The sequence below is a fragment of the Streptomyces sp. CA-146814 genome, from assembly GCF_050942385.1.
Lineage (GTDB): Bacteria > Actinomycetota > Actinomycetes > Streptomycetales > Streptomycetaceae > Streptomyces.
Map to the genome: position 1 here is coordinate 3,485,451 of NZ_CP192068.1, position 26,908 is coordinate 3,512,358.

A 26,908-nucleotide genomic window follows, 5' to 3' on the forward strand; every position below is an offset into this window, starting at 1 on the left:
GCAGACCCCCGTGGCCCGGTGACGGCAGAGATCGGATTCCACCACACCGCCCGTCTCTGACATCGGCACAGCCGATTCAGTGCGCCCAAGGCCGCTCCGCACGCACCGCATTGCCCTTTCGGACGGACACTTCCGGGCTATTCCCGAAGGAACGTTTTCCGCCCAACCAGTCCTCTCCCTATCGCCCTTGAGTAATCCCCCATGCCCCATACAGGCCGGCCGACTGGCGCCGGACGATTGCCCGTGGCCGAATCGCCCGGCCGCCCGGCCGGCGACCGGACCGTCGGAGGGGCGGCCCGGGCCCTGACCGTCGGCGCGTAGCGACCGAGGCTCGACCGGGCGACCACATCGGCGATCTCCCCGTGCACGGCACAACGGACGAGCACCGCACCCTGCGCCGAGGCCACCCTCCGGGCCACCTCGCACGCGGCCTCCGGTCCCTCCAGCGCCCGGTCCGCGGCCGCCAGTGCCGCCAAATCCGCCGCGCTGCCCGCCCGATGACGTGCGGTCACCGCCTGCCCCAGCTCCAGCAAGAGGGCGAACACCGCGCACAGGGCCGCCGTGGTGACAGCCACCCACACCGTCGCCACCCCTCGGTCCGCTCCCCGAGACCTCCCGCTGCCCGGTTGCCCGCGCCGGACCCACGTCCCGAGCCGCCCCCTGCCCGGCCGCCCGCGCCGGGCCCACGTCCGGAGCCGGTCCCAGGCCTCCGCCCCGTAGCCCGCCCAACGCCTGTGGCCATCGGGGCCCGTCACCTTCATGGCACAGCACCTCCCACCGTGTCCTCGGCCAGGGCAACCGCCTCGGCGCGCAGCATCAGGGCCAGCGCCGCAGGGCCCGGAGCCGGCGTCTCCACCGTGACGCGCCACAACTCCCCGGCCCTGCCCACCGCGACCCGAGACCCGCGAGGCGCGGCGTCACGCGCGGCCGTCAGGACCGCCGCCTCCGGCTCCGAACGGGCCGCGGCCCTGGCCCCCGCCCGTGCCGCGTCCACGCACCGGATCTGAGCCGAGGCAGCCACCAACGCCCAGAGCAGCACCATGACGAAGGCCACCAGCACCGGAATCATCACGGCCGCCTCCGCCGTGACCGCCCCACGGTCCCGAAGCCGATACGTGCTCCGGCGCCCGTTCCCGGCTTCAGAGCCTCTGGTCCGGCGCCCGGTCCCGGCCTCAGAACTGCGCATCGAGCGCGCCCTCGATCATGGACTGCAGCGCCGACATCACCGGCCCGCTGTTGACCACCTTGTAGAGCACCGCGGCGAAGGCGCACGCGGCGATGGTGCCCACCGCGTACTCGGACGTGGTCATCCCTCGGTCGGACGACCGGCTCAGCCTGCGCATCACCCACGTCGACCGCCGGGCGCGGCAAAGCGCGGCAACCGCTCGTCCCGCACGTTCGGTTCGTTCCTCGAACTTCTTATTCATCTCGTCCCCCGATGGGCATCGATCGATATCGAGCAGGCGTCCGCACGGAACGCCCATGTGTGTGGAAGAAACGGCCTGGTCTAACCCGTGGTCAGCAGTCCGCCGGCCAGGCCGATGATCACCGGGGCCACCCCGACCGCCAGGAAGGCGGGGAGGAAACACAGTCCGACCGGCGCGGTGATCAGGACGCCGGCCCGCTGGGCGCGTGCCACAGCCGCTCCGGCCTGCTCGGCGCGCATCGCATCGGCCAGCCTGGAGACCGGCTCCGCCGCCGGGGCCCCGGTCGATCCGGCCCGATGCAGACAGCGGGCCAGCGGTCCGGCACCCGGTATCTCCCCGAGCCGCCCCCACGCCTCGGCAGGCTCTCCGCCGAGGCGGATCTCGGCAGCGGCACGGGCCAGCCGGTCGCCCACCGGGCCGCCGATGGACTCGCCGACCGCCTCCGCCGCCTCGCGGGGCCCGGCACCGACGGCGACGCACGCCGCCAGCAGATCGGCGGCCAGTGGGAGCTGCCCGTCGATCGCGGCCCGCTCCTCACGTGACTCGCCCGGCCCGGATCGGGGCCGGGAACGCTGCCAGCGCCACGTCCCGTACGCCGCTGCCGCCCCGACGGCAGTCCCCACCAGCCCACCGACCAGCACCCACCCTGTCAGCCACGCCCCCGCAGGAGCCGCCCACCGCAGGACCCCACCAGCTCTGTCGACACCGGCACCGCTGTCTGTACGGACACCGCCCCCGGGCCCGACACCGCCGCTCGCCCCGACGTCACCGCCCGCCCCGACCCGTATGGCAGCCGCCCAACGCCACCAGCAGCTACCCACGGCCGGCGCGACCTTCAGCAGCAGTGCGCCCCGGCCCCGCACCACCCGTCCCCGGCGGGCCGAGGCCCCGGCGAGTGCCAGCTGCACCGCCGCGCCCGACAGCGCCGCCAGCATCCCCAGGCTGTGGAGAACTTCTCCCGTTACGCTCACGGCGCCTCCCCTCCCCGCACGATCCGGCAGGCCCAGAAGAGCCCGGCCGCTTCCAGCAATCCACCGACCACCAGGCAGACCAGCCCGCCCGGCGTATGGAGCAGCACCCGCAGCGGATCGGCTCCCAGCGCGGCGCCCAGCCCCAGACCCGCCACCGGCAGCAACGCCAGGACCACGACGGTCGACCAGGCTCCCGCCAACTGAGCCCGCAACTCCTCCCGCCTGCGCCGGTCGGCCCGCAACGCCGTCTCCAGGCGGTCCAGGCCCGCCACCAGGCCGGCCCCGCCGTCCACCGCCACCTGCCAGCACGCGGCCATCCCGGACAGGCCCTCCAGCCCCGGCCCGCCCGCCGCCTGCCGCAACGCCCCGGGCACATCGCCCCCGAAGCGCGCGGCCGCCAGCACAGCGGCCTCCGCCTCCCCGAGCCACGCCCCACCGCCCGGCCCGCCCCTCACCCGCGGCCCCCCGTCCGCCGCCCACTCCCGCAACCCGGCCACCAGCGCCTGGCCCGGCTCCTGTCCGGCCCGCAGCTCTCCGACCACGGCCGCACACAGCGCCGCCACCGAGTCCGCCGCCCGCTCACGCTGCCGTCGCCGGGCACGACCGCGCACCCACCGCCGTACCAACGGCACCGCCACAGCTCCGGCCAGCAGCGGCAACACCGACGCGCCGAGCACGGCCAGCAGCACCGCCACCGGAACGCACCACCACTCGCGCCGCTCCACGATCAGCTCCCGGGCCTGCAGCAGAGGCGGCCACGATCGCCACGCCCGCCACCGGTCCGCCGGCCCGTCCACGAACAGGACCCGCGCCCGTCGGGCCCCGGGCTCCCGCATCGCGACCAGCCACACCGCCGCACCCGCGCAGAGCACCGCCGCATGAGCCGCGTAGCCTGCGGTACCCGCCGTCACAGCGCGCCCCCGATCAGCGACTCCAGCCGCGCCCAGCCCCGCTCCGGGACGAACCCGTCGGCGCCCCAGCTCAGAGCGGGCACCGTGAACACCAGGCCGGACGCGTCCCGTTCCAGCACGTGCACGTCGGCGATCCGACGCCGGCCCGCCCGGTCCCGTACGAGATGGACGACCACCGAGAGCGCGGCCGCCAACTGGCTGTGCAGCGCGGTCCGGTCCAGGCCGGCGGCGGTGCCGAGCGCCTCCAGACGGGCGGGCACGTGCTCGGCGGCGTTCGCGTGGACCGTTCCGCAGCCTCCTTCGTGTCCGGTGTTCAAAGCGGCCAGCAGCTCTGTCACTTCGACCCCTCTGACCTCTCCCACCACCAGCCGGTCGGGGCGCATCCGCAGCGCCTGGCGCACCAGATCGCGCAGGGTCACGCGGCCCGCGCCCTCCTGGTTGGCGGGACGGGACTCCAGGCGCACCACATGCGGGTGGTCGGGGCGCAGTTCGGCGGAGTCCTCGGCGAGCACGATCCGTTCGTCCGCACCGACGGCGCCGAGCAGGCTGGCCAGGAGGGTCGTCTTGCCCGCCCCGGTTCCTCCGCTGATCAGGTAGGAGAGCCGGGCCTCCACCATGGCCCGCAGAATCCGGTCACCTCCCGGTGGCACGGTCCCGGCCTCCACCAACTCGGCCAGGGAGAAGGCCCTCGGGCGCACCACCCGCAGGGAGAGGCAGGTCGAGCCGACGGAGACCGGAGGCAGCACGGCATGCATCCGCGTCCCGTCCGGCAGCCGCGCGTCGACCCACGGCCGGGCGTCGTCCAGCCGCCTGCCCGCGACGGCGGCGAGCCGCTGAGCCAGCCGCCGGACCGCCGCGGCGTCCGGGAAGGTGATCGCCGTCAGCTGGAGTCCGCCGCCCCGGTCCACCCACACCCGGTCGGGCGCGGACACCAGCACGTCGGTCACCTCGGGGTCGGCGAGCAGCGGCTCCAGCACGCCGGTCCCGACGAGTTCGCCGCGCAGCTCGGCCGCTGCCCCGAGCACCTCCGCATCGCCCAGCAGCCGCCCCTGGGCCCGGAGAGCGGCCGCAACTCCCGCAGGTGTGGGCGCGTCACCACTGCGCGCCAGCCGTTGGCGTACGGCATCGAGCAAGGCGTCGGTCATGGTGCGCCTCCCCCGGCCGGAGCTCCGGCGGAACCGGGCTCTCCCGCCGCTGCCGCCGCCTGCTCCCAGAACTCCGCGCAGAAGCGCGCGAGCGGGCCGCGGGCGTCGGCGCCCGGCGGCATTCCGGCGTCCTGAGCGGCCGGCAGACCGGACTCCAGGGGCAGTTCACCGACGAGCGGCAGACCGATGGCCTGGGCGACCCAGCGCTCGTCCAGACCTGCCGCATATGGTCCCCGAGCCACCACCCGTACGTCGTCGAGCACCATGCGAACCGTGGAGGCCACGCGCTTGGCCGCCGCGACCGCCCGCAGCTCGCCCGGCACCACGAGCAGGCCCAGGTCGAGCTGGGCCAGGGCTTCCGCGACACCCTCGTCCACCCGGCGCGGCAGATCGACGACCACCACACCGCCGAGCCGGCGCGCGGCGGCCAGGACCGCCCGCACGGCCTGCGGCGCGATGGCCACCTCGTCGTCACGGCCCCAGCTCAGCACCCGCAGTCCGTGGAGCGCGGGCAGTGAGTCCTCCAGGGCGCCCCCACCGAGGCGGCCCTTCGAGTGGGCGAAATCCGGCCACCGCATTCCTTCGGCCCGCTCCCCGCCCAGCAGGACGTCGATGCCTCCGCCCAAGGGGTCCGCGTCGATCAGCATCGTCCGCCGGCCCGACCTGGCCGCGCTGACGGCGAGGGCGCAGGCCAGCGTCGATGCGCCGGAGCCGCCCCGTCCACCCATCACCCCGACGGTGAGCGCCGGCCTGCCGACGCCTTCGGCGGCATTGGCGATCTGGTCGACGAGCCAGCCCTCCGAATCCGGCAGCCGGAGCACGTATTCGGCCCCGATCTCGACCGCCCGACGCCAGACGTCCGGGTCGTCCTGGTCCCGCCCGACCAGCATCACCCCCCGTCTGCGGGCGGCACCGCGACACCGTGCGGCCGCGTCGTCGCCGACCAGGACCATCGGTGCCCGCTCCCAGCCGCCCCGGCGCCCGGGCGGCCCGTGATGGACCTCCGGCTCCGCCCCGGCCGCGGCGCAGAGCCGCAGCAGGTCATCGAGCAGCTCCATGTCCTCCGTCACGATCAGCGGTCCGCCGCGTCGCCCTTCGGCGACCGTCAGCCCTTCTCGCATGAGGGATCCAGCCATGATCTCCGCCCCCTTCTCACTGCCCCTTCGGTGCGGTTCGCGACGGTCTCGGAGCGTTTCCGAGATGCGCGATTCCGGTACCCGCGGACTTCGCGGGAGGAATCAACGTGCAGCACCACGAAAAAACATGTGGATCTTGCTCGAAAACTGTGGACAACTTCGGCGTTGTGAATAACTCCGTCACCCGAACCAGCGACTTCCGGAGCGCAGCCTTTTTGCTACACACTGTGACGAGGCGAAGCTCGCGCCGACGCCGCACATGAGCGGGCCCGACAGGGTCCGGAAGGGAGGGGAGCACTGGGCCCGGGCGTCAGAAATGCATCCGGACATGCGACGACCCCCGCCGGGGGGGAGAGCGGGGGTCGTCCCCACGGCCGACTCGGGGGGGGAGGAGCCGGACCGGGGTTAGCACGGTCGCGAACGATCCGTGACTTCCATGGTGTACCCGAGGGCCTTCTCAGGCAAACCCACGCACCGGACTTTACGCCGAATGGCGGCCCCCTATGCTCAGCGTTGTGGAAAACTGCTTCTCGCCGCGCACAGCAGCCTTCTTTGACCTGGACAAGACGGTCATTGCGAAGTCTTCGACGCTGACCTTCAGCAAGTCCTTCTACCAAGGCGGACTGATCAACCGCCGCGCCGTACTGCGCACCGCGTACACACAGTTCGTGTTCCTGGCCGGGGGCGCCGATCACGAGCAGATGGAGAAGATGCGTGCCTACCTCTCAGCCCTCTGCAAAGGATGGAACGTCCAGCAGGTCAAGGAGATCGTCGCCGAGACCCTGCACGACCTGATCGACCCGATCATCTACGACGAGGCGGCCACCCTCATCGAGGAACACCACACGGCCGGCCGCGACGTGGTCATCGTCTCGACCTCCGGCGCGGAGGTCGTCGAACCGATCGGCGAACTGCTGGGCGCCGACCGTGTCGTCGCCACGCGCATGGTCGTCGGCGACGACGGCTGCTTCACCGGAGAGATCGAGTACTACGCCTACGGGCCGACCAAGGCCGAGGCGGTGAGGGCGCTCGCGGTCTCGGAGGGGTACGACCTTTCGCGCTGCTACGCCTACAGCGACTCGGCGACCGACGTACCGATGCTGGAAGCGGTCGGCCACCCGCACGCGGTCAACCCGGACCGCGCGCTGCGCCGCGAAGCGACCCTTCGCGAGTGGCCGATTCTCGTCTTCAACCGCCCGGTCCGGCTGAAGCAGCGGCTCCCCGACTTCTCCATGCCGCCACGCCCGGCCCTGGTGGCCGCCGCGGCGGTCGGAGCCGCAGCCGTCACGGCGGGGCTCGTCTGGTACGCCAGCCGTCGGCGTACCGCCGCCTCGGCGCTGCCCGGCTGAGGCGGTCCGCGAGGACGAGACGTGCCGCGAGGCCTACAGGCGGCCCACCCAGACCCGCAGGCCCGTCTGCGAGGCCGAGGCGGGCCGAGAGGACCCGAGGACTGCGGGCGGCCCACGAGGCCGAGGCGGCGGTACACGTCCGAGGGGCGCGGCCATCGCCCCTCGGACGCCACCACCGCCCGATTCGCCCTTGATTGAGCATAAAAGTAAAGAAGTGGACCCAGGGGTTTCCCTTCCCACTGTCCTGGAGTACAAAGGATTCAACGGCCCGCGAGACCAAGGACATCCGTGAGGATGACCTGTAACGCAGTGACGGCCCCACGGACCGCGCACGAAAGCCGAGCACCCACGCGACGTCGACCCGTCGATTACGGGCCAGCCGCACCAGGTGACGGGCAAAGCACCCGACCTGATGGGCAACTTACGAGGACGCTTGGTAACTGGGCGGACGTGCCAGCGGCGGTACCGCGTTCCGGTACCGCCGCAACCCTTCCCCGGACCGGTTCACGCCCGCCGCGTACCGGACGTGCGCGCCGGCGCAAGCCCTCCGGGCGCCGTCTACGCCGCGCCGCGCTGAAGCGCCTCGCAGACCGCCGTCGACTCGCGGACTCCCAGCTCGACCGAGCGCCCGCAGTGCGCGATCCACGCGGCCACGCCTTCCGGGGTGCCCGTCGTGTAGCCCTCGAACGCCGCGACGTACGCCGCCCGCCCCTGTTCCGCATGGCCGACCTCGGCCGGGCAGATGGACTTCGGGTCCAGGCCGCTGCCGATCAGCACGATGCGCTCGGCGGTCCGGGCCACCAGGCCGTTGTGCGAGCCGAAGGGGCGTAGGGCCAGCAGTTCGCCGTGGACGACCGCGGCCGTCACCAGGGCCGGGGCGGCGGAGCCCGCGATGATCAACTGCGAGAGCCCTTCGAGCCGTCCGGCCACCTCGTCGGCACCGGGAAGCGGCGCCTCGATCAGCGGCTCGTCGACGGACTCCCCGGCCAGCCGCGGGCGGCCGACCTCGTCGTCGGACGCGGCCCCGCCGGCCGCCACCAGGTGCAGCCGGGCCAACACCCGCAGTGGCGACTGCCGCCAGATGGAGAGCAGTTGCCCGGCCTCCGCGGTGAGCCGCAGCGCGGCTCCGACCGTGCGCGCCTCGTCCTCACCGCTGAAGTCGGTGCGCCGGCGCACCTCCTCCAGGTTCCAGTCGGCACCGGCGAGCGCCGCCGACCCCCGGGAGCCTCGCAGTGCGGCCTCGGCCGTGACCTCGTTGCTGCGGCGGCGCATGACGCGGTGACCGTAGACCCGGTCGACGGCCTTGCGTACGGAGTCCACCGCGTCGGGCACTCCGGGCAGGGAACCGAGCGTGGCGAGCGGGTCTGAGGCAGTCGTACTCATAAGGAGCGAGGCTACGCGCCCCCTACACCCGAACCGCCCTCACGTGGCCAGCTTCACGAACATCGACAGCGCAGCGCGATCGACCCACTACCCTAGGTGAACATGAAGATCGCTTTCGTCGGGAAGGGCGGCAGCGGTAAGACCACGCTGTCCTCGCTCTTCATCCGCCACCTCGCCGCCAATGAAGCCCATGTCGTCGCCGTCGACGCCGACATCAACCAGCACCTGGGGGCCGCGCTCGGCCTCGACGAGGCGGAGGCCGCCGCGTTGCCCGCCATGGGTGCGCACCTCCCCCTCATCAAGGACTACCTGCGCGGCACCAACCCCCGTATCGCCTCCGCCGAGACGATGATCAAGACGACTCCGCCCGGCGAGGGCTCACAGCTGCTGCGGGTCTGCGAGGACAACCCGATCTTCGACGCCTGTGCGCGTACGGTCCGGCTCGACGACGGGGACATCCGGCTGATGGCGACCGGCCCGTTCACGGAGTCCGACCTCGGGGTGGCCTGCTACCACTCCAAGGTCGGGGCCGTGGAGCTCTGCCTGAACCATCTCGTCGACGGCCCGGACGAGTACGTGGTGGTGGACATGACGGCGGGGTCGGACTCGTTCGCCTCGGGGATGTTCACGCGGTTCGACATGACGTTCCTGGTCGCGGAGCCGACCCGCAAGGGGGTGTCGGTGTACCGCCAGTACAAGGAGTACGCGCGGGACTTCGGCGTCGCGTTGAAGGTCGTCGGCAACAAGGTGCAGGGCCCGGACGACCTGGACTTCCTGCGCGCGGAGGTCGGCGACGACCTGTTGATCGGAGTCGGCCACTCCGACTGGGTGCGGTCCATGGAGAAGGGTCGGCCGTCCCGGTTCGAGCTGCTGGAGGCGGACAACCGGATGGCGCTGCAGGCCCTCCAGGACGCCGCCGAGGACTCGCACGAGCTGCGCGACTGGGAGCGCTACACCCGGCAGATGGTGCACTTCCACCTGAAGAACGCGGAGAGCTGGGGCAACGAGAAGACGGGCGCCGACCTGGCAGCCCAGGTCGACCCCTCCTTCGTCCTCGGTGAGCGGGTGGCGGGAGCGGGCGTCCCGGCACCCTCCTGACCCGCCGCGCCACTTCTTCCCGTCACCCCGACCGCCTACGAACGGGGTGACGGGAAGGGGGGCCGCTAGCCCGCGTTCCGGGGCGCCGGCTCTCCGCCCTCGGAGCCGGCCTCGGAGCCGGCCCTGCCCTTCTCGGCCTTCGGGGCGGCGGCGGCCTGGGCGCCGAGGTAGGTCTTCCAGCCCCCCTTGGGCGCCTCGCCGACGCCGAGCGTGGTGAGCTTGGCCAGCGTCTGCGGGTCCTGCGCGTCCAGCCAGTCCGCGAGCTGCCGGAAGGAGACGCAGCGGACCTCCTCCTTGGTGCACACCTTCGCGATGGTCTCCTCGATGGCGCGCATGTAGGTGCCGCCGTTCCAGGACTCGAAGTGGTTGCCGATGATCAGCGGCGCCCGGTTGCCGTCGTACGAGCGGTCGAAGGCCTGGAGCAGGCCGTCGCGCATCTGGTTGCCCCAGTACTCGTGCTGGGACGGGTCGCCCTGGGTCTTCGTACCGGACTGGTTGACCATGAAGTTGTAGTCCATCGAGAGCGTCTCGAAGGCGCGGCCGGGCATCGGGACGAGCTGGAGCGGAATGTCCCAGACGCCGTCCTTCTTCTTGGGCCAGACCTGGTTGCCGACGCCGCTGGAGTCGTAGCGGAAGCCCATGTCACGGGCTGCGGCGACCATGTTCTTCTGCCCTTCCAGGCAGGGGGTGCGGGCGCCGATCAGCTCCTGGTCGTAGTCGAAGGGGAGCGGGGCCTCGCCCTTCAGCTCCGGCGCGTTGGTCTTCCAGTTCTTGACGAAAGCTTTCGCCTGGCTGATCTCGCTCTTCCAGTCCTCGACGGACCAGGTGCCCACACCGCGGTCCGGGCCGCAGAAGTGGCCGTTGAAGTGGGTGCCGATCTCGTTGCCGTCCTTCCAGGCGGCGCGCACCTCGGCGAGGGTGTCGCGGATGCCCTCGGTGTCGTTGAAGCCGATGTCCGAGCGGCCCGCGGAGTGCTGCGGCGGAGCGTAGAGGGATCGTTTCTCCTCAGGCAGGAGATACACACCGCTGAGGAAGTACGTCATGGTGGCGTTGTACTTCTTGGCGACGCCGCGGAAGTGCGAGAAGAGCTTCTGGCTGTCCTCTCCGGCGCCGTCCCAGGAGAACACCACGAACTGCGGCGGCTTCTGACCGGGCGCCAGGCGCTGGGCGGCCGGCACCTTCGGCTGGACTCCGGTGAAGGCGGTGGAGCCGTCCCCGATGAGCTTGACGGCGCCCTTCGGTGCGGCGGCCTCCGGAGCGTTCTCCTTCGCGCCGTGGGCCCCCTTCTCCGCGCCGGCACCGGCCCCGCCCGGCTCGGAACCTCCGGATCCCATACCGGAGCAGCCCGCGAGTACGGCGACCAGCGCCGTGGTCATGACGCCCGAGGCGATCCTCTTCGTGGCGGCCATCATCCGCCCACCCTCTTCCTTGCAGGTCATCTGCGTTGAGTGCCGACACGGCGCGGCCAAACTCGCACGCGGCCCGGCGGGAAGAGGACGACATACCGAATGAAAAGCTGCCTATTCACTGGAATGGGCGCGGAACTGACCCGAATGCTGCACAGGCGAACCGCCGACCCGAGGAGCCCGGCCCCGGCACAGGCCCCCGGCGGCTCTGAACCGGACAGCCCCCGGAACCGTGAGACCTGATGACCCCACTCCGCGCAGCGACTTTGCGCCAAACACCACCAACACGCGTCGTAAAGCCGTCCTGACCAGCGGAGCGGGATCATGCTTCCATACACGAAGACACAGGTCTAAACCAATTCCCGGCAGACACTTGTCACCCGGCCCCGCGCCTGATGAGCTATGCCCCGGGACACAACGGACACCCTGGGACTGGGAGAAGTCGTGAGTAACGAGAGCCTGGCCAACCTGCTTCGGGAAGAGCGGAAGTTCGCTCCACCTGCCGCTCTGGCCGCCAACGCCAACGTCACCGCAGAGGCGTACGAGCAGGCCGAGGCGGACCGGCTGGGCTTCTGGGCCGAGCAGGCCCGCCGCCTGACGTGGGCGACCGAGCCGACCGAGACCCTCGACTGGAGCAATCCGCCCTTCGCGAAGTGGTTCGCGGACGGCAAGCTGAACGTCGCGTACAACTGCGTGGACCGGCACGTCGAGGCGGGCAACGGCGACCGGGTCGCCATCCACTTCGAGGGCGAGCCCGGCGACAGCCGCGCCATCACCTACACGGAGCTGAAGGACGAGGTCTCCCGCGCCGCCAACGCGCTGACCGAACTGGGCGTCAGCAAGGGTGACCGGGTCGCCGTCTACCTGCCGATGATCCCCGAGGCCGCCGTCGCGATGCTGGCCTGCGCCCGCATCGGCGCCACGCACTCGGTGGTCTTCGGCGGCTTCTCCGCCGACGCCATCGCCGCCCGTATCCAGGACGCGGACGCCAAGGTCGTCATCACGGCCGACGGCGGCTACCGCCGCGGCAAGCCCTCCGCGCTCAAGCCCGCGGTCGACGACGCCGTCTCCCGTATCAAGACCGTCGAGCACGTCCTCGTCGTCCGCCGCACCGGTCAGGACAACGCCTGGACCGAGGGCCGCGACGTCTGGTGGCACGAGATCACCGCGCGCCAGTCCGCCGAGCACACCCCCGAGGCGTTCGAGGCGGAGCAGCCGCTCTTCATCCTCTACACCTCGGGCACGACGGGTAAGCCGAAGGGCATCCTGCACACCTCCGGCGGCTACCTCACCCAGGCGGCATACACGCACCACGCGGTCTTCGACCTCAAGCCTTCGAGCGACGTCTACTGGTGCACCGCCGACGTCGGCTGGGTGACCGGCCACTCGTACATCGTGTACGGGCCGCTGGCCAACGGCGCCACCCAGGTCATGTACGAGGGCACGCCCGACACCCCGCACCAAGGGCGCTTCTGGGAGATCGTGCAGAAGTACGGCGTCACGATCCTCTACACCGCGCCGACCGCGATCCGTACGTTCATGAAGTGGGGTGACGACATCCCCGCCAAGTTCGACCTGAGCAGCCTCCGGGTCCTCGGTTCGGTCGGTGAACCGATCAACCCCGAGGCGTGGATGTGGTACCGCAAGCACATCGGCGCCGACAAGTGCCCGATCGTGGACACCTGGTGGCAGACCGAGACCGGCGCGATGATGATCTCGCCGCTGCCGGGCGTCACCGAGACCAAGCCGGGATCCGCCCAGCGCGCCCTGCCGGGCATCGCCGCCACCGTCGTCGACGACGAGGCGAACGAGGTACCGAACGGCGGTGGCGGCTACCTGGTCCTCACCGAGCCGTGGCCGTCCATGCTCCGCACCATCTGGGGCGACGACCAGCGGTTCCTCGACACCTACTGGTCGCGCTTCGAGGGCAAGTACTTCGCGGGCGACGGCGCCAAGAAGGACGAGGACGGCGACGTCTGGCTGCTCGGCCGCGTCGACGACGTCATGCTCGTCTCCGGCCACAACATCTCGACCACCGAGGTCGAGTCGGCGCTCGTCTCCCACCCGTCGGTCGCCGAGGCGGCCGTGGTCGGTGCGAACGACGAGACGACCGGCCAGGCCATCGTCGCGTTCGTGATCCTGCGCGGCAGCGCGACCGCCTCCGACGAGCTGGTGGCGGAGCTACGCAACCACGTCGGCGCCACGCTCGGCCCGATCGCGAAACCGAAGCGCGTGCTGCCGGTCGCCGAGCTGCCGAAGACCCGCTCGGGCAAGATCATGCGCCGCCTGCTGCGCGATGTCGCCGAGAACCGCGAGCTGGGCGACGTCACCACGCTCACCGACTCCTCGGTGATGGACCTGATCACCACCCAGCTGCCGTCCTCCTCCTCCGAGGACTGAAAGCGCCTTCCGTGGCAGTGCCGATGGGCACCCGGCGACCTGCCGGGTGCCCATCGGCGTCTACCGGGGTGATCATCGGGTAGAGGTTGAAGAGCCCCAGGTAGAGTGGGCCCTGCCAGTCATAACTTCATACAGATCTCCACAGGGGCGCCGGGAAGTCTGGTCGGCATGTGTCATCATCCATGCCATTTTCGCTGTACAGATCCGGAGGACTCCCTCGTGGCCCCGCCCACCCCCTCTCCCTCTCCGCCCCGCCACACCCTGATGGGACGGCTTCCGCTTCCGGAGCGGAACTACGTCGCCGAAGCCCTACGCACCGAGACGGTGGGCGGTGTGCTCCTCCTGGTCGCGGCCGTCGTGGCACTCGTCTGGGCGAACACCTTCGGCGGCTCGTACGACTCCGTGAGCCACTTCCACTTCGGTCCGGGCTTTCTCGGCCTGGACCTTTCTGTGGCGCACTGGGCGGCCGACGGACTGCTCGCCGTGTTCTTCTTCGTCGCAGGCGTCGAGCTGAAGCGAGAGCTGGTCGCCGGCGAGCTCCGTGACCCCAAGGCCGCTGCCCTGCCCGTAGTGGCGGCCTTGTGCGGCATGGCGGTGCCCGCTCTCGTCTACACACTCACCGTGGTCGTCGGTGGCGGCTCCCTTGCCGGCTGGGCCGTGCCGACCGCGACGGACATCGCCTTCGCGCTCGCCGTCCTCGCGGTGATCGGGGCCTCGCTGCCGTCCGCACTGCGGGCCTTCCTGCTCACGCTGGCCGTCGTCGACGACCTCTTCGCCATCCTGATCATCGCGGTCTTCTTCACGTCGGACCTGAACTTCCTGGCGCTCGGTGGAGCTGTCGTCGGCCTGGCCGCCTTCTATCTGCTGCTCCGCTTCGAGGTCCGGGGCTGGTACGTGTACGTCCCTCTGGCCCTGACGATCTGGGGCCTGATGTACAACAGCGGCGTCCACGCCACCATCGCCGGTGTCGCCATGGGGCTGATGCTGCGCTGCAGCCGCCGCGAGGGTGAAGCCCACTCCCCCGGAGAGCACATCGAACACCTCGTCCGCCCGGTGTCGGCCGGGGTCGCCGTCCCGCTCTTCGCACTGTTCGCGGCCGGGGTGACCATGAGCGGAGAGGCTCTGGCGGGCGTCTTCACCAGGCCGGAGACCCTCGGCGTCGTCCTCGGGCTGGTCCTCGGCAAGACGTTCGGCATCTTCGGCGGAACGTATCTCGCAGCCCGCTTCACCAAGGCCGAACTGAACAAGGACCTGGCCTGGGCCGACGTCCTCGCACTCGCCTCCCTGGCGGGCATCGGCTTCACCGTCTCCCTCCTCATCGGCGAACTCGCCTTCTCGGACGATGCGGAGATGACCAACGAGATCAAGGCTGCCGTCCTGATCGGTTCGCTGGTCTCGGCCCTGCTCGCCTGCGTGCTGCTCAGGATGCGCGTACGCCGGTACCGCGCCCTCTTCGACGCCGAAGAGCTGGACGAGGACGCTTCCGGGGTGCCCGACGTCTATGAACAGGACGATCCGGGGTACCACCTGCGGATGGCCGCGATCTACGAGAAGAAGGCGGCCGAACACCGCCATCGCGCCGAACAGGCGGGGGCAACGAGCAACGAGCCGGACAGTCCGGCATGATCTGACATCAGGTGTGTCGAAGACGGAGAGGGAGTCAGGGATGAGCGACCCCGGCAACTACGTGGGCAGCGCGGACCGCAGCATCGGGCAGTTGGTCGCCGCGGCGACGGCCGAGATGTCCGCGCTGGTGCACGACGAGATCGCCCTGGCGAAGGCGGAGGTGCGCCAGGACGTCAAGCGCGGGGCGATCGGCAGCGCGGCCTTCATCGCGGCGGGAGTGCTGCTCCTCTTCACGATGCCGATGCTGAGCTTCGCCGCCGCGTACGGGATCCACAACCTGGGTCTCGGCCTGGCGTGGTCGTTCCTGATCGTGGCCGGCGCCTTCATCCTGCTGGCCGCCCTGATCGGGTTCATCGGCCTGCGGAAGTTCAAGAAGATCAAGCCGCCGGAGAAGTCCATCGCCTCCGCCAAGCAGACCGCCGCCGTCCTGCAGAAGGCGAAGCCGCACCCGCGTCCGGCCATCGAGGCCGACGCGATCCTCCGGCGCTCCGGCTCCAGCCTCGCGGCCGGTACGGGCGTGGAGAGCCTGCCGCCGGGTAAGGACAGGGCCTCCGCTGTGGCACGCTCGTCCACATGACGGTTCCCGATTCCAGCGCATTCGGCCCGGCGGATTCGGCGAGCCCGCAGGGTTCGGCCGGCCCGGCGGGCTCATCGATGAGCCCGGCCGGTGCCGGAGGCCCCGTACGGCTCGACGGCCCCTGGACCCACCGCGATGTGGCGGCCAACGGGGCGCGGTTCCACATCGCCGAAATGGGTGAAGGGCCGCTGGTCCTGCTGCTGCACGGGTTCCCGCAGTTCTGGTGGACCTGGCGCCACCAGCTGCCCGCGCTCGCCGACGCGGGCTTCCGGGCCGTCGCGATGGACCTGCGCGGCGTCGGCGGCAGCGACCGGACGCCGCGCGGTTACGACCCCGCCAACCTGGCGCTCGACGTCACCGGGGTGATCCGCTCCCTCGGCGAGCCGGACGCGGCCCTGGTCGGCCACGACCTGGGCGGCTACCTCGCCTGGACGGCCGCCGTGATGCGGCCCAAGCTGGTGCGGCGGCTCGCCGTCTCCTCCATGCCCCACCCGCGCCGCTGGCGCTCGTCGATGCTGTCCGACTTCGCGCAGTCGCGGGCGGGCTCGTACGTCTGGGGCTTCCAACGGCCCTGGCTGCCGGAGCGTCAGCTCGTCGCGGACGGCGCCGACCTGGTGGGCCGGCTGGTCCAGGAGTGGGCCGGGCCGCGGACCCCGGAGTTCCCGGACGAGGAGACCCTGGCCGTCTACCGGCGGGCCATGAGCATCCCGTCGACCGCCCACTGCTCGATCGAGCCGTACCGCTGGATGGTCCGCTCGATGGCGCGTCCCGACGGGGTCCAGTTCAACCGGCGGATGAAGCGGCCCGTCCGCGTACCCACGCTGCACCTGCACGGGTCCCTCGATCCGGCGGTCCGGACGCGGAGTTCGGCGGGGTCCGGCCAGTACGTCGAGGCGCCCTACCGGTGGCGACTTTTCGACGGTGTCGGCCACTTCCCGCACGAGGAGGATCCGATCGGCTTCTCCACCGAACTCATCAACTGGCTCAAGGATCCTGAGCCCGACCGGTAGCCGCAACCCCGCCAGGGGCACACCTGTCCGACGAACAGCCACTTGCCTGCCGCATAAGCCAATTGGCTGACGCGCGCACGATTACCGACCTTGGGTCACGGGCAGACGTCGGGGTATGGGCTGGACGCACGACTTCACTGACGAAGCACGCAACCGCCGCTCCACCGCCACAGCCGGTGCGAGCATTCATGAGGGGGGCGGCCCTCTGGGCCGGGTGCACGATGTGCAGGACCTTCACCACCACCGGCTCGGGAACCACCGGCTCGGGATCTCGCGCATTCTCCGCCGTCGGGCCCGCTGGGTCTCGGCGCGGCTGCGCCATCCCCGTAGCTGACCTCCCCGGACTCCCCTGACGCTTTTTTCCGACCACCTCACCCCCGCCGATCCGCATGCGCTGACCGGCGGGGGTCTTTCAGGGCCTGACCCGGTTCAGAGGGCGCAGCCCTGACTGTCCCGTCTCAGAGGGCGCAGCCCTGGCTGTCGACCTGCTGGTTGGCCGCGCGGCCGATCTCGATGTCCTCGCGGATCTCGTCGGCCGTCAGCGCGTAGCCGGTGTCGGGGTCGTCGAGCGACTTGGCGAACACCACTCCGTACACCTTGCCGTCCGGAGTGAGCAGTGGGCCGCCCGAATTGCCCTGGCGCACGGTCGCGTAGAGGGAGTAGACGTCGCGGAGCACCGTGCCGCGCTGGTAGATGTCGGGGCCGTTGGCGTCGATACGGGCGCGGACGCGGGCGGAGCGTACGTCGTAGGCGCCGTTCTCCGGGAAGCCGGCGACGATCGCGCTGTCGCCGGTCCGGGCGTCGTCGTCCGTGAACTCCAGAGGCGTGGCCTTGAGGTCGGGGACGTCCAGGACGGCGATGTCGCGCTGCCAGTCGTAGAGGACCACCTTGGCGTCGTAGAGCCGGCCCTCACCGCCGATCTGCACGGTCGGCTCGTCGACGCCGCCGACGACGTGGGCGTTGGTCATCACACGGCGGTCGGAGAAGACGAACCCGGTGCCTTCGAGGACCTTGCCGCAGCTCGGAGCCGTACCGACGACCTTGACGATCGACTTCTTGGCGCGGGCGGCGACCGGGCTCCCGACCAGTGCCGGGTCCGGCGGCTTGACGTCGGTGATCGGCTCGTTGTCGAAGGGGCTGAAGACCTGCGGGAAGCCGTTCTGCGCGAGGACGGAGGAGAAGTCCCGGAACCAGGGCGGCGCCTGTTGGGGCATCACCCGGGAGATCCCGAGGAGGACCGAGGAGTTGCGGACCTCCTTGCCGAGGGTCGGCAGCGAGGTGCGGGCCAGCGGCAGCGCGATCAGCCAGGCGACCAGCAGCATGGCCACCACGTTGACCAGAGCGCCGCCGGTGGCGTCCAGCGCGCGGGCGGGCGACCAGGTGATGTGTCGGCGGAGCTTGTTGCCGAGGTGCGTGGTGAAGGCCTGGCCGATCGAGGCGCAGACGATGACGATGACGACCGCGCCGATGGCGGTCGCGGTGGAGACCTCCGCCCCCTCGGTCACCCGGTCCCAGATGATCGGCAGCAGATAGACGGCGACGAGGCCGCCGCCGAGGAAGCCGATCACCGACAGGATGCCGACGACGAAACCCTGTCGGTAGCCGATGACCGCGAACCATACGGCGGCGAGCAGCAGCAGGATGTCCAGCACGTTCACCGTCGATAGCCTCGCAGTTTCGTCACCTGGCCCGTCGGGGGTGACGGGGTCCGGGCCGGGCCCGGTACAGCGCAGCAGGACAGCCAGCGTGTCATGCGCGCCAGTCGAGCGGCACCTGTCTCGCCCGGTCCCAGGGCCGTTCCCAGCCCGCGTAGTGCAGGATCCGGTCGATCACTCCGGCCGTGAATCCCCAGACCAGGGCCGATTCGACCAGGAAGGCCGGGCCGGTGTGGCCGCTCGGATGGACGGCCACGGCCCGGTTGGCCGGGTCGGTGAGATCCGCCACGGGCACGGTGAAGACCCGGGCCGTCTCCGCCGGATCCACCACCCCGACCGGGCTGGGCGCACGCCACCAGCCGAGGACGGGCGTCACGACGAAGCTGCTGACCGGGATGTAGAGCCGGGGCAGCACGCCGAAGAGCTGGACGCCTCGGGGATCGAGGCCGGTCTCCTCCTCGGCCTCGCGCAGTGCGGCCCGCAGCGGCCCGGTGGTGGCCTGGTCGCCGTCCTCGGGGTCGAGCGAGCCGCCGGGGAAGGAGGGCTGTCCGGCGTGGGAGCGCAGGGTGCCGGAACGCTCCATCAGCAGCAGCTCCGGGCCGCGCGCTCCTTCGCCGAAGAGGACGAGGACGGCGGACTGCCTGCCCGCACCGCTCTCGGGCGGCAGGAAGCGGCTGAGCTGGTGCGGACGGACGCTGCGGGCGGCCTCGGCCACGGGGTCGAGCCAGGCGGGCAGACCGGCGGTGGTCACGTCGACAGCCGCACGGGTGTCGGGTGCGTGGGTGTCGGCCGCGTGGGCGCCCGTGCGGGGGTCGGCCTGGTGGCCGCGCGCAGGGTTGTCCGTGTGGGTGTCCGCGTGTGTGTCCATGTCCGTATGCGTGTTCTCGGTGTGCGTGTGCGTCATCGGCACCCCCCTCGTTCGCCTGGTTTCACAACGCCTGTCGTCGGCCATTTCGTTCCGAGCCATTTCGTGGTCCCGTCGGGAGGGTGCTCGCTGCGGCACTCCCTCATGCGGCTCCCAGAGCGGGAGCGGGCTTGCCCGGGAAGTCGGCGGGCGGGCTGAGCCGCTGGCCCGGATAGCCGCCCATCTCGTACTTCAGCAGCTTCCTGGCCTTCTCGGGGTCGGTCTCGCCCTCACCGTACGAAGGACAGAGCGGCGCGATCGGACAGGCGCCGCAGGCCGGTTTCCGGGCGTGGCAGATGCGGCGGCCGTGGAAGATCACCCGGTGCGAGAGCATCGTCCACTCGCTCTTCGGGAAGATGTCGGCGATCACCGCCTCGACCTTCACCGGGTCCTCCTCGTCCGTCCACTTCCAGCGCCGGACCAGGCGGCCGAAGTGCGTGTCCACGGTGATGCCGGGAACACCGAAGGCGTTGCCCAGCACCACGTTGGCGGTCTTACGGCCGACGCCGGGCAGCTTGACCAGGTCCTCCAGGCGGCCCGGCACCTCGCCGCCGAAGTCGTCCCGCAGCGCGGCGGAGAGGCCGAGGAGCGACCGGGTCTTGGCCCGGAAGAAGCCGGTCGGCCGGATCAGCTCCTCCATCTCCTCCGGGACGGCCGCCGCCATGTCCTCGGGCGTCGGATAAGCGGCGAAGAGCGCCGGAGTGGTCTGGTTGACCCTCAGGTCGGTGGTCTGGGCGGAGAGGACCGTGGCGACGAGCAGCTCGAAGGGGTTGCGGAAGTCCAGCTCGGGATGGGCGTACGGATAGACCTCGGCGAGCTCGCGGTTGATCCGGCGGGCGCGGCGGACCAGCGCGAGGTGCGACTCGCCCTTGGGGATCTTCGGCGCCTTGGGTGCCGAAGACGCCCTGGATGCCGAAGACGTCTTGGGTGCCTTGGATTCTTCAGGCGCCGCTTTGGACGCCTTCGTGGACGTCCTGGACGCCTTCGGTGTCGTCGACGCCTTGGTGGCCCGGGGCTTCTTCGGCGCGGCCGAGGTCCTGGGCGTCGTACCGGACTCTGACGATGTCACTGCGGACCTCCTGGCCGACTTCGGGACCGGCTTCCCCGGCCCTCCCGGGGAGCCATTCGCTCCACTCTCCGAGCCAACCGGGGGGTGTTCGCCCACAGCGGAATCGCGCCTTCCCGACACCCCATCAGCCCCCTCGGACCGCGTACTCCCCGGCATTCTGGACACCCGGCCAGCCTAGAGCCAGCCACTGACAACCGCCCCGGTCACCGCGTATCCACCCCCGATCGGCCCCTGCCGTAGGGACCGGCACGCCCGTGCGTCAAACTGGTTTGTGATTGATCGCACTGTTTTACCGTCCGGCATGATGGGGACCACGGTTCCCTGAACAGGCCGACAAGGAGAGAACTCGTGGACGACGTTCTGCGGCGCGCCCCGCTTTTCGCGGCGCTCGATGACGAGCAGGCCGCGGAGCTCCGCGCCTCGATGAGTGAGGTGACCCTCGCGCGCGGCGACGCGCTTTTCCACGAGGGCGACCAGGGTGACCGCCTGTACGTGGTCACCGAGGGCAAGGTGAAGCTCCACCGCACCTCGCCCGACGGGCGCGAGAACATGCTGGCCGTGCTCGGCCCCGGCGAGCTGATCGGTGAGCTCTCGCTCTTCGACCCCGGCCCGCGTACGGCGACCGCCTCCGCGCTGACCGAGGTCAAGCTCCTCGGCCTCGGCCACGGCGACCTGCAGCCCTGGCTCAACGCCCGGCCCGAGGTCGCCACCGCGCTGCTGCGCGCGGTCGCCCGGCGCCTGCGCAAGACCAACGACCAGATGTCCGACCTGGTCTTCTCCGATGTGCCGGGCCGGGTCGCCCGCGCCCTCCTGGACCTGTCGCGCCGCTTCGGCGTGCAGTCGGAGGAAGGCATCCACGTCGTGCACGACCTCACGCAGGAGGAGCTGGCCCAGCTGGTCGGCGCCTCCCGCGAGACGGTCAACAAGGCCCTCGCGGACTTCGCGGGCCGCGGCTGGCTGCGGCTGGAGGCCCGCGCGGTCATCCTGCTGGACGTGGAGCGCCTCGCGAAGCGCTCGCGCTGACCTGACGCGAAGGGCCCCGCGCCGACCGGAGTACGTCCGGCCGGCGCGGGGCCCTTACGTACGCGGAGCCCTTACGTATCCGCGGGGCTCTATGACGTTCACACGGCCGCTCTAGATGAGCCCGTGCCCGGCGAGGTACTCCAGCTGCGCCCGTACCGACAGCTCGGCGGCCGGCCACAGGGAGCGGTCCACGTCGGCGTAGACCCGGGCCACCACCTCCGACGGCGTACGGAGGCCCGCCTCCACCGCCGTCTCGACCTGGGCCAGCCGGTGCGCGCGGTGGGCCAGATAGAACTCCACGGCCCCCTGTGCGTCCTCCAGGACCGGCCCGTGGCCCGGCAGCACCGTGTGCACGCCGTCGTCCACCGTCAGCGAGCGCAGCCGCCGCAGCGAGTCCAGGTAGTCGCCGAGCCGCCCGTCCGGGTGCGCGACCACCGTCGTACCGCGGCCGAGGATCGTGTCGCCCGTCAGCACCGCCCGGTCGGCGGGCAGATGGAAGGAGAGCGAGTCGGCGGTGTGGCCCGGCGTCGGCACCACCCGCAGCTCCAGACCGCCCGTGGTGATCACATCGCCCGCGCCGAGGCCCTCGTCCCCGAGCCGCAGCGCCGGGTCCAGGGCCCGTACCTTCGTCCGCGTCAGCTCGGCGAACCGCCCCGCACCCTCCGCGTGATCAGGATGGCCGTGCGTGAGCAGAGTAAGGGCGACGCGACGCCCGGACCGCTCCACCGCGTCGATCACCGCCCTCAGGTGGCCGTCGTCGAGCGGCCCGGGATCGATGACCACCGCGAGATCGGAGTCGGGCTCGGCGACGATCCAGGTGTTCGTGCCGTCCAGCGTCATCGCGGACGGGTTCGGCGCGAGGACGTTGACCGTACGGATGGTCGCGGGCCCGGAGGACACGGTTCCGCGCGGTTGTCCCGGCAGGGCGGCCGCGTCGCTCATCCCGCACCGCCGCTCTCCCCCGTGGAGCTCCCGCCCGCCGTGGAACGCTCGGCCGCCGTGGGTACGTGCTTGGTGAACTCGTCGTGCCCCGGCCAGCTCAGCACCAGCTCATCCCCCTTCAGACGCGCCTGCGCGAGTACGGGAGTCAGGTCCTGGACATCCGCCGCCCCGAGCGCCTCGGCGGCCGTCCTGTACGGCGTCAGGGCCCGCAGCGTCGACACGGTGGGCGGCATCATCAGCAGCTCGCCGAGGTCGTAGCGGCGGGCCGCCTCCGCCGGCGCGATCCACACCGTACGGTCCGCCTCGGTGGAGACGGCACGAGTGCGCTGGCCTTCAGGGAGTGCGGCGACGAAGAACCAGGTGTCGTACCGCCTCGGTTCGAACTCCGGCGTGATCCAGCGCGCCCAGGCGGCCAACAGGTCCGAGCGGAGCAGCAGCCCGCGCCGGTCCAGGAACTCCGCGAAGGACAGGTCCCGGGCGACCAGCGCCTCACGGTCGGCCTCCCAGTCGGCCCCGGTCGTATCGCCGACCACCGTCCCGGCACTCTCTCCGGCGAGCAGGACGCCCGCCTCCTCGAAGGTCTCGCGCACCGCCGCACAGACGATGGCCTGCGCCTCGGTCACCGTCGCCACACCGAGCCGGGCCGCCCAGCGCTCCAGGGAGGGCCCGGCCCACCCGATCAGCCGGTCGTCGTCGCGCGGATCGACGCCGCCACCCGGGTAGGCGTACGCGCCTCCGGCGAACGCCATGGAGGTGCGCCGGCGCAGCATGTGCACCACAGGGCCGGGCGTCGCGGCCCGGGGCGCCGGATCGCGGAGCAGCATCACGGTGGCGGCCCGCCTGGGTGTCGCGGCCGTCAGCTCACCGGCGGCGAGCGCCCGGATCCGGTCGGGCCATTCCGGTGGGTACCACTGACCTTGGGACATGGCCGGAGGCTATCCGGAACCGCGCCGATGTTCGAGGGGCTCCGTGATCACCACAGGGAGCCGACATGTCCCGTACACACGCGCACGTCCCGTGGACACGCGCATGTCCCGTACGCACGGCTGTGTCCCGTAGACACGCGCATGCCCGTACACACGGCCGTGTCCCGCAGACACGCGCATGCCCGTACACACGCGATCCCGCCCGGTCGGTGACCGGACGGGATCGGGAGGAACGCCGAGAAGGGTGTTCGTACGGCTCAGGCCTCGTCGAGTTCGACCTGGATCTCGATCTCGACCGGCGCGTCCAGCGGCAGCACGACGACGCCCACGGCGCTGCGCGCGTGCACGCCCTTGTCGCCGAGGACCTCGCCCAGCAGCTCGCTCGCACCGTTGATGACGGCGGGCTGCCCGGTGAAGTCGGCGGCCGAGGCGACGAAGCCCACGACCTTCACGACGCGCTTGATCCGGTCCAGGTCACCGGCGACCGACTTCACGGCGGCCAGGGCGTTGAGCGCGCAGGTCCGCGACAGCTCCTTCGCCTCGTCCGGCGTCACCTCGGCGCCGACCTTGCCGGTGACCGGGAGCTTGCCGTCGACCATCGGGAGCTGGCCCGAGGTGTAGACGTACACACCGGACTGCACGGCCGGCTGGTACGTGGCCAGCGGCGGCACGACACCGGGCAGGGTCAGTCCGAGCTCGGCGAGACGAGCCTCGACGGCGCCCGCCATCACGCCTTCTCCCGCTTCAGGTAGGCCACGAGCTGCTCGGGGTTGTTCGGGCCGGGAACGACCTGGACCAGCTCCCAGCCGTCCTCGCCCCAGGTGTCCAGAATCTGCTTCGTCGCGTGCACGAGAAGGGGCACGGTCGCGTATTCCCACTTGGTCATGGGCCTGACTGTAACGCCTGGCACGTACGGTCCCGTGCGTAGGCCGGGGCCTGACTGGTTAGGCTCGAATACGTGAGCAGGTTCCAGGTCGTCAGCGGCAAGGGCGGTACCGGTAAGACCACGGTCGCCGCCGCCCTCGCGCTCGCCCTCGCCACCGAGGGCAGGCGTACCCTCCTCGTCGAGGTCGAGGGCAGACAGGGCATCGCGCAGCTCTTCGGTGCCGACGCGTTGCCCTATGAGGAGCGCAGGATCGCCGTCGCGCCCGGCGGCGGCGAGGTGCACGCCCTGGCGATCGACGCCGAGCAGGCCCTCCTCGACTACCTCCAGATGTTCTACAAGCTCGGCAGCGCGGGCCGGGCGCTCAAGAAGCTCGGCGCGATCGACTTCGCCACCACCATCGCGCCCGGGGTCCGGGACGTCCTGCTGACCGGCAAGGCGTGCGAAGCCGTACGCCGCAAGGACAAGCAGGGCCGGTTCGTCTACGACTACGTGATCATGGACGCCCCGCCGACCGGCCGCGTCACCCGCTTCCTCAACGTCAACGACGAGGTGGCCGGGCTGGCCAGGATCGGCCCGATACACAACCAGGCCCAGGCTGTGATGCGGGTCCTGAAGTCCCCGCAGACCGCGGTCCACCTGGTGACCCTCCTGGAGGAGATGCCCGTCCAGGAGACGGCGGACGGCATCGCCGAACTGCGCGCCGCCGAGCTGCCCGTGGGCCGCGTCATCGTGAACATGGTGCGCCCGCACCTGGTCGACGAGGAGACCCTGCGCACCGCCGCGACCGGCCGCCGCAAGGAGATCGCCAAGACGCTGACCCGCGCCGGTGTGACCGGCTCCGCCGCCCTCGTACGGCCTCTGATCGAGCAGGCCTCCGAGCACGCCCAGCGCGTCGGCCTGGAGCGCGAGCAGCGCGCCGTACTGGCCGGACTCGGCCTGCCGACCGCCGAGCTGCCGCTGATCGGCGACGGAGTGGATCCGGCCGCACTGCACTACCTGGCCACGGAGCTCCGTAAACAGGGCGTAGGGGAAGGGGCGGATTCATGAGTACGGACGGGTCCAGGAGCACGGGCGGGTTCAGAGGTACAGGCGGGTCCAGGGGTACGGGCGGGTCCAGAGGTACGGTCACGGTCGCGGAGGAGCTTCCCGGGCTGGACACCGACGCGCTGCTCGACGACCCGGCCATCCGGATCATCGTCTGCTGCGGCTCCGGCGGCGTCGGCAAGACGACGACGGCCGCGGCCCTCGGCGTCCGGGCGGCCGAGCGCGGCCGGAAGGCCGTCGTCCTCACCATCGACCCGGCCCGTCGGCTCGCGCAGTCCATGGGCATCGACCAGCTGGACAACGTTCCGCGCCGGGTCGACGGCGTCGCGGGCGAGGGCGAACTGCACGCCATGATGCTCGACATGAAGCGCACCTTCGACGAGACCGTGGAGGCGCACGCGGATCCGGAGAGGGCCCGCGCGATCCTGGAGAACCCCTTCTACCAGTCTCTGTCGGCCGGGTTCGCCGGTACGCAGGAGTACATGGCGATGGAGAAGCTCGGGCAGCTGCGGGCGCGCGACGAGTGGGACCTGATCGTCGTCGACACCCCTCCCTCCCGCTCCGCGCTGGACTTCCTGGACGCGCCGAAGCGGCTCGGCTCGTTCCTGGACGGGAAGTTCATCCGGCTGCTGATGGCGCCCGCGAAGGTCGGCGGCCGGGCCGGGATGAAGTTCCTCAATGTCGGTATGTCGATGATGACCGGGACGCTGGGCAAGCTGCTGGGCGGCCAGTTCCTGCGGGACGTGCAGACGTTCGTCGCCGCGATGGACACCATGTTCGGCGGCTTCCGCAGCCGCGCGGACGCCACGTACAAGCTGCTCCAGGCCCCCGGGACCGCGTTCCTCGTGGTCGCGACGCCGGAGCGGGACGCGCTGCGCGAGGCCGCCTACTTCGTGGAGCGGCTGGCCGCGGAGGACATGCCGCTCGCCGGTCTCGTCCTCAACCGGGCGCACGGCAGCGAAGCTTCCCGGCTCTCCGCCGAGCAGGCGCTGACCGCCGCAGAAAATCTTGACGACGCCCGCATTGTGGATCAGACGGCCGGGAAAGCTGGCCTTGGTGACCGGAAGGCCTCCGACCCCGAAGCCACCGCGCCGCCGCTCTCCCCCGAGCCCGAGAACACCGGAGAACACGACCGCGACCACGGCAACAGCCCCGAGGACAAGCACGAGCCGCATGCGCAGAACACGACGGACGACAGTGCCGAAACCCCTTTGGACGTCGACGAACTGACGGCAGGTCTGCTGCGGCTGCATGCCGAGCGCATGCAGGTCGTCGCGCGCGAACAGCACACACGTGACCGCTTCACCGAACTGCACCCCAAGGTCCCGGTGACCGCGGTGGCCGCGCTGCCCGGCGATGTGCACGACCTGGACGGCCTGCGGGCCATCGGCGACCGCCTGGCGTCCGGCTCAGCCCCGAACACTCCGTCCGGAGCCGCGTAACCCTCCGCAGCGCGCCGCCCGAGCGCCCCCGCTTCATGAGGTCGGCCCCGCGGCCGCCCTACCCCACAGCGGCGTACGTCTCCTGCAGTTCGTCGTCCTCCAGCCCGATCACCGCGGGCAGCATGCCGGTGGACCGCTCGTACTCACTGCGTGCGGTTTCCAGCAGACGGCGCCAGGACGTGACGGTGGGCCGGCGGCGCAGCAGTGCGCGGCGCTCCCGCTCCGTCATTCCGCCCCACACGCCGAACTCGACGCGATTGTCCAGCGCGTCGGCCAGGCACTCGGTCCGCACCGGGCATCCGGTGCACACCGCCTTGGCCCTGTTCTGCGCTGCCCCTTGTACGAACAGTTCATCCGGATCGGTAGTGCGGCAGGCTGCCTGCGCACTCCAGTCGGTTACCCAGCCCATGCCGGCGCCGTCCTCTCCCGAATCGAGGCTCCCCCACGGCGGTAGCGGCATATTCACCGCTGCCAGTTGAGGACGTTACGGAAGGTGGGGACAGCACAACACCCCCTTCGGGCCCAATCTTGAATGGTCCGAACGGACTATGCGTATGCGGCAGATCACCCAGGGGAGT

At 71.2% G+C, this 26,908-nt stretch carries 27 protein-coding genes; 10 read left to right on the plus strand and 17 right to left on the minus strand.

Translation table 11 applies throughout. The annotated features are described in order from the left end of the window. Positions 1 to 137: 137 nt before the first annotated feature. The 7 genes from ACQP09_RS15320 to ssd form a co-directional block, all read right to left on the minus strand. Positions 138 to 761, minus strand: coding sequence for an Rv3654c family TadE-like protein (locus tag ACQP09_RS15320; protein ID WP_433399715.1), 624 nt, complete (start codon positions 759 to 761; stop codon positions 138 to 140). Then, on the minus strand, positions 758 to 1,186 hold the full coding sequence (locus tag ACQP09_RS15325; protein WP_433399718.1) for a TadE family type IV pilus minor pilin: 429 nt from the start codon (positions 1,184 to 1,186) through the stop codon (positions 758 to 760). Before ACQP09_RS15325 ends, ACQP09_RS15320 begins: the two co-directional genes overlap by 4 nt. Then, entirely contained in the window at positions 1,173 to 1,343 is a 171-nt protein-coding gene (locus tag ACQP09_RS15330) for a DUF4244 domain-containing protein (RefSeq protein ID WP_433406605.1), read from the minus strand. Before ACQP09_RS15330 ends, ACQP09_RS15325 begins: the two co-directional genes overlap by 14 nt. A gap of 164 nt (positions 1,344 to 1,507) precedes the next feature. Continuing rightward, positions 1,508 to 2,398, minus strand: a complete 891-nt coding sequence (locus tag ACQP09_RS15335) for a type II secretion system F family protein (protein ID WP_433399721.1) — start codon at positions 2,396 to 2,398, stop codon at positions 1,508 to 1,510. Further along, positions 2,395 to 3,309, minus strand: a complete 915-nt coding sequence (locus tag ACQP09_RS15340) for a type II secretion system F family protein (RefSeq protein WP_433399724.1) — start codon at positions 3,307 to 3,309, stop codon at positions 2,395 to 2,397. Before ACQP09_RS15340 ends, ACQP09_RS15335 begins: the two co-directional genes overlap by 4 nt. Then, positions 3,306 to 4,454, minus strand: a complete 1,149-nt coding sequence (locus ACQP09_RS15345; protein ID WP_433399727.1) for a TadA family conjugal transfer-associated ATPase — start codon at positions 4,452 to 4,454, stop codon at positions 3,306 to 3,308. Before ACQP09_RS15345 ends, ACQP09_RS15340 begins: the two co-directional genes overlap by 4 nt. Then, positions 4,451 to 5,590: a septum site-determining protein Ssd gene (ssd, locus tag ACQP09_RS15350; protein WP_433399730.1), complete on the minus strand. Its 1,140-nt coding sequence runs from the start codon at positions 5,588 to 5,590 to the stop codon at positions 4,451 to 4,453. Before ssd ends, ACQP09_RS15345 begins: the two co-directional genes overlap by 4 nt. A 503-nt stretch (positions 5,591 to 6,093) precedes the next feature. Here ssd and ACQP09_RS15355 point away from each other — a divergent pair. Then, on the plus strand, positions 6,094 to 6,939 hold the full coding sequence (locus tag ACQP09_RS15355; protein WP_432151415.1) for an HAD family hydrolase: 846 nt from the start codon (positions 6,094 to 6,096) through the stop codon (positions 6,937 to 6,939). Between the two features lie 558 nt (positions 6,940 to 7,497). Here the strand turns inward: ACQP09_RS15355 and ACQP09_RS15360 are convergent. Continuing rightward, the gene (locus ACQP09_RS15360; RefSeq protein WP_433399733.1) at positions 7,498 to 8,322 is read right to left on the minus strand and encodes an oxidoreductase; all 825 of its coding nucleotides are present in this window, start codon (positions 8,320 to 8,322) and stop codon (positions 7,498 to 7,500) included. Between the two features lie 102 nt (positions 8,323 to 8,424). Here ACQP09_RS15360 and ACQP09_RS15365 point away from each other — a divergent pair, with 102 nt between their 5' ends. After that, on the plus strand, positions 8,425 to 9,420 hold the full coding sequence (locus ACQP09_RS15365) for an ATP-binding protein (protein ID WP_433399736.1): 996 nt from the start codon (positions 8,425 to 8,427) through the stop codon (positions 9,418 to 9,420). A 65-nt stretch (positions 9,421 to 9,485) separates the two neighbouring features. On the opposite strand, the gene ACQP09_RS15370 is transcribed toward ACQP09_RS15365, so the two are convergent. After that, complete coding sequence (locus ACQP09_RS15370; protein WP_433406607.1) at positions 9,486 to 10,832, minus strand: hypothetical protein; 1,347 nt, start codon at positions 10,830 to 10,832, stop codon at positions 9,486 to 9,488. 396 nt (positions 10,833 to 11,228) lie between these two features. Here ACQP09_RS15370 and acs point away from each other — a divergent pair, with 396 nt between their 5' ends. The 5 genes from acs to ACQP09_RS15395 all read left to right on the plus strand — a co-directional run bounded on the left by acs (position 11,229) and on the right by ACQP09_RS15395 (position 16,773). After that, complete coding sequence (gene acs, locus ACQP09_RS15375) at positions 11,229 to 13,226, plus strand: acetate--CoA ligase (protein WP_433399739.1); 1,998 nt, start codon at positions 11,229 to 11,231, stop codon at positions 13,224 to 13,226. 219 nt (positions 13,227 to 13,445) lie between these two features. Further along, the gene (gene nhaA / locus ACQP09_RS15380) at positions 13,446 to 14,852 is read left to right on the plus strand and encodes a Na+/H+ antiporter NhaA (RefSeq protein WP_433399742.1); all 1,407 of its coding nucleotides are present in this window, start codon (positions 13,446 to 13,448) and stop codon (positions 14,850 to 14,852) included. Positions 14,853 to 14,892: 40 nt separating this feature from the next. Further along, positions 14,893 to 15,429, plus strand: coding sequence for a phage holin family protein (locus tag ACQP09_RS15385; RefSeq protein ID WP_432151411.1), 537 nt, complete (start codon positions 14,893 to 14,895; stop codon positions 15,427 to 15,429). Beyond that, positions 15,426 to 16,439, plus strand: a complete 1,014-nt coding sequence (locus tag ACQP09_RS15390) for an alpha/beta fold hydrolase (protein ID WP_433399745.1) — start codon at positions 15,426 to 15,428, stop codon at positions 16,437 to 16,439. Before ACQP09_RS15385 ends, ACQP09_RS15390 begins: the two co-directional genes overlap by 4 nt. Before the next feature lie 115 nt (positions 16,440 to 16,554). Beyond that, a complete protein-coding gene (locus ACQP09_RS15395; protein ID WP_404062181.1) occupies positions 16,555 to 16,773 on the plus strand; it encodes a hypothetical protein in 219 nt (72 codons plus the stop codon). A gap of 124 nt (positions 16,774 to 16,897) precedes the next feature. On the opposite strand, the gene ACQP09_RS15400 is transcribed toward ACQP09_RS15395, so the two are convergent. The 3 genes from ACQP09_RS15400 to nth form a co-directional block, all read right to left on the minus strand. Continuing rightward, positions 16,898 to 18,097: a MarP family serine protease gene (locus ACQP09_RS15400; protein WP_432151409.1), complete on the minus strand. Its 1,200-nt coding sequence runs from the start codon at positions 18,095 to 18,097 to the stop codon at positions 16,898 to 16,900. Positions 18,098 to 18,188: 91 nt separating this feature from the next. Further along, positions 18,189 to 18,998 (minus strand): NUDIX hydrolase, encoded by an 810-nt coding sequence (locus tag ACQP09_RS15405; RefSeq protein WP_433399750.1) that lies wholly within the window; start codon positions 18,996 to 18,998, stop codon positions 18,189 to 18,191. Between the two features lie 103 nt (positions 18,999 to 19,101). After that, positions 19,102 to 20,067: an endonuclease III gene (nth, locus tag ACQP09_RS15410; RefSeq protein ID WP_433399752.1), complete on the minus strand. Its 966-nt coding sequence runs from the start codon at positions 20,065 to 20,067 to the stop codon at positions 19,102 to 19,104. Positions 20,068 to 20,415: 348 nt separating this feature from the next. Between nth and ACQP09_RS15415 the strand changes: the two genes are divergently transcribed. Further along, positions 20,416 to 21,090 carry a Crp/Fnr family transcriptional regulator gene (locus tag ACQP09_RS15415; protein WP_003967450.1) on the plus strand — a complete coding sequence of 225 codons (675 nt, stop codon included), beginning with the start codon at positions 20,416 to 20,418 and terminating at the stop codon, positions 21,088 to 21,090. Positions 21,091 to 21,201: 111 nt separating this feature from the next. Here the strand turns inward: ACQP09_RS15415 and ACQP09_RS15420 are convergent, their stop codons facing one another. The 4 genes from ACQP09_RS15420 to ACQP09_RS15435 all read right to left on the minus strand — a co-directional run bounded on the left by ACQP09_RS15420 (position 21,202) and on the right by ACQP09_RS15435 (position 23,844). Continuing rightward, entirely contained in the window at positions 21,202 to 22,032 is an 831-nt protein-coding gene (locus tag ACQP09_RS15420) for an MBL fold metallo-hydrolase (RefSeq protein WP_433399756.1), read from the minus strand. Continuing rightward, on the minus strand, positions 22,029 to 22,958 hold the full coding sequence (locus tag ACQP09_RS15425; protein WP_433399759.1) for an NUDIX hydrolase: 930 nt from the start codon (positions 22,956 to 22,958) through the stop codon (positions 22,029 to 22,031). Before ACQP09_RS15425 ends, ACQP09_RS15420 begins: the two co-directional genes overlap by 4 nt. Before the next feature lie 257 nt (positions 22,959 to 23,215). After that, a complete protein-coding gene (locus ACQP09_RS15430) occupies positions 23,216 to 23,686 on the minus strand; it encodes a RidA family protein (RefSeq protein ID WP_432151404.1) in 471 nt (156 codons plus the stop codon). Continuing rightward, the gene (locus tag ACQP09_RS15435) at positions 23,686 to 23,844 is read right to left on the minus strand and encodes a DUF4177 domain-containing protein (RefSeq protein WP_003967454.1); all 159 of its coding nucleotides are present in this window, start codon (positions 23,842 to 23,844) and stop codon (positions 23,686 to 23,688) included. Before ACQP09_RS15435 ends, ACQP09_RS15430 begins: the two co-directional genes overlap by 1 nt. Before the next feature lie 72 nt (positions 23,845 to 23,916). Between ACQP09_RS15435 and ACQP09_RS15440 the strand changes: the two genes are divergently transcribed. Together ACQP09_RS15440 and ACQP09_RS15445 are read left to right on the plus strand one after the other, a co-directional pair. Then, on the plus strand, positions 23,917 to 24,891 hold the full coding sequence (locus ACQP09_RS15440) for an ArsA family ATPase (protein WP_433399764.1): 975 nt from the start codon (positions 23,917 to 23,919) through the stop codon (positions 24,889 to 24,891). Continuing rightward, on the plus strand, positions 24,888 to 26,330 hold the full coding sequence (locus ACQP09_RS15445; RefSeq protein ID WP_433399767.1) for an ArsA family ATPase: 1,443 nt from the start codon (positions 24,888 to 24,890) through the stop codon (positions 26,328 to 26,330). Before ACQP09_RS15440 ends, ACQP09_RS15445 begins: the two co-directional genes overlap by 4 nt. 58 nt (positions 26,331 to 26,388) lie before the next feature. On the opposite strand, the gene ACQP09_RS15450 is transcribed toward ACQP09_RS15445, so the two are convergent. Then, a complete protein-coding gene (locus ACQP09_RS15450; RefSeq protein WP_018489477.1) occupies positions 26,389 to 26,739 on the minus strand; it encodes a WhiB family transcriptional regulator in 351 nt (116 codons plus the stop codon). Positions 26,740 to 26,908 lie beyond the last annotated feature (169 nt).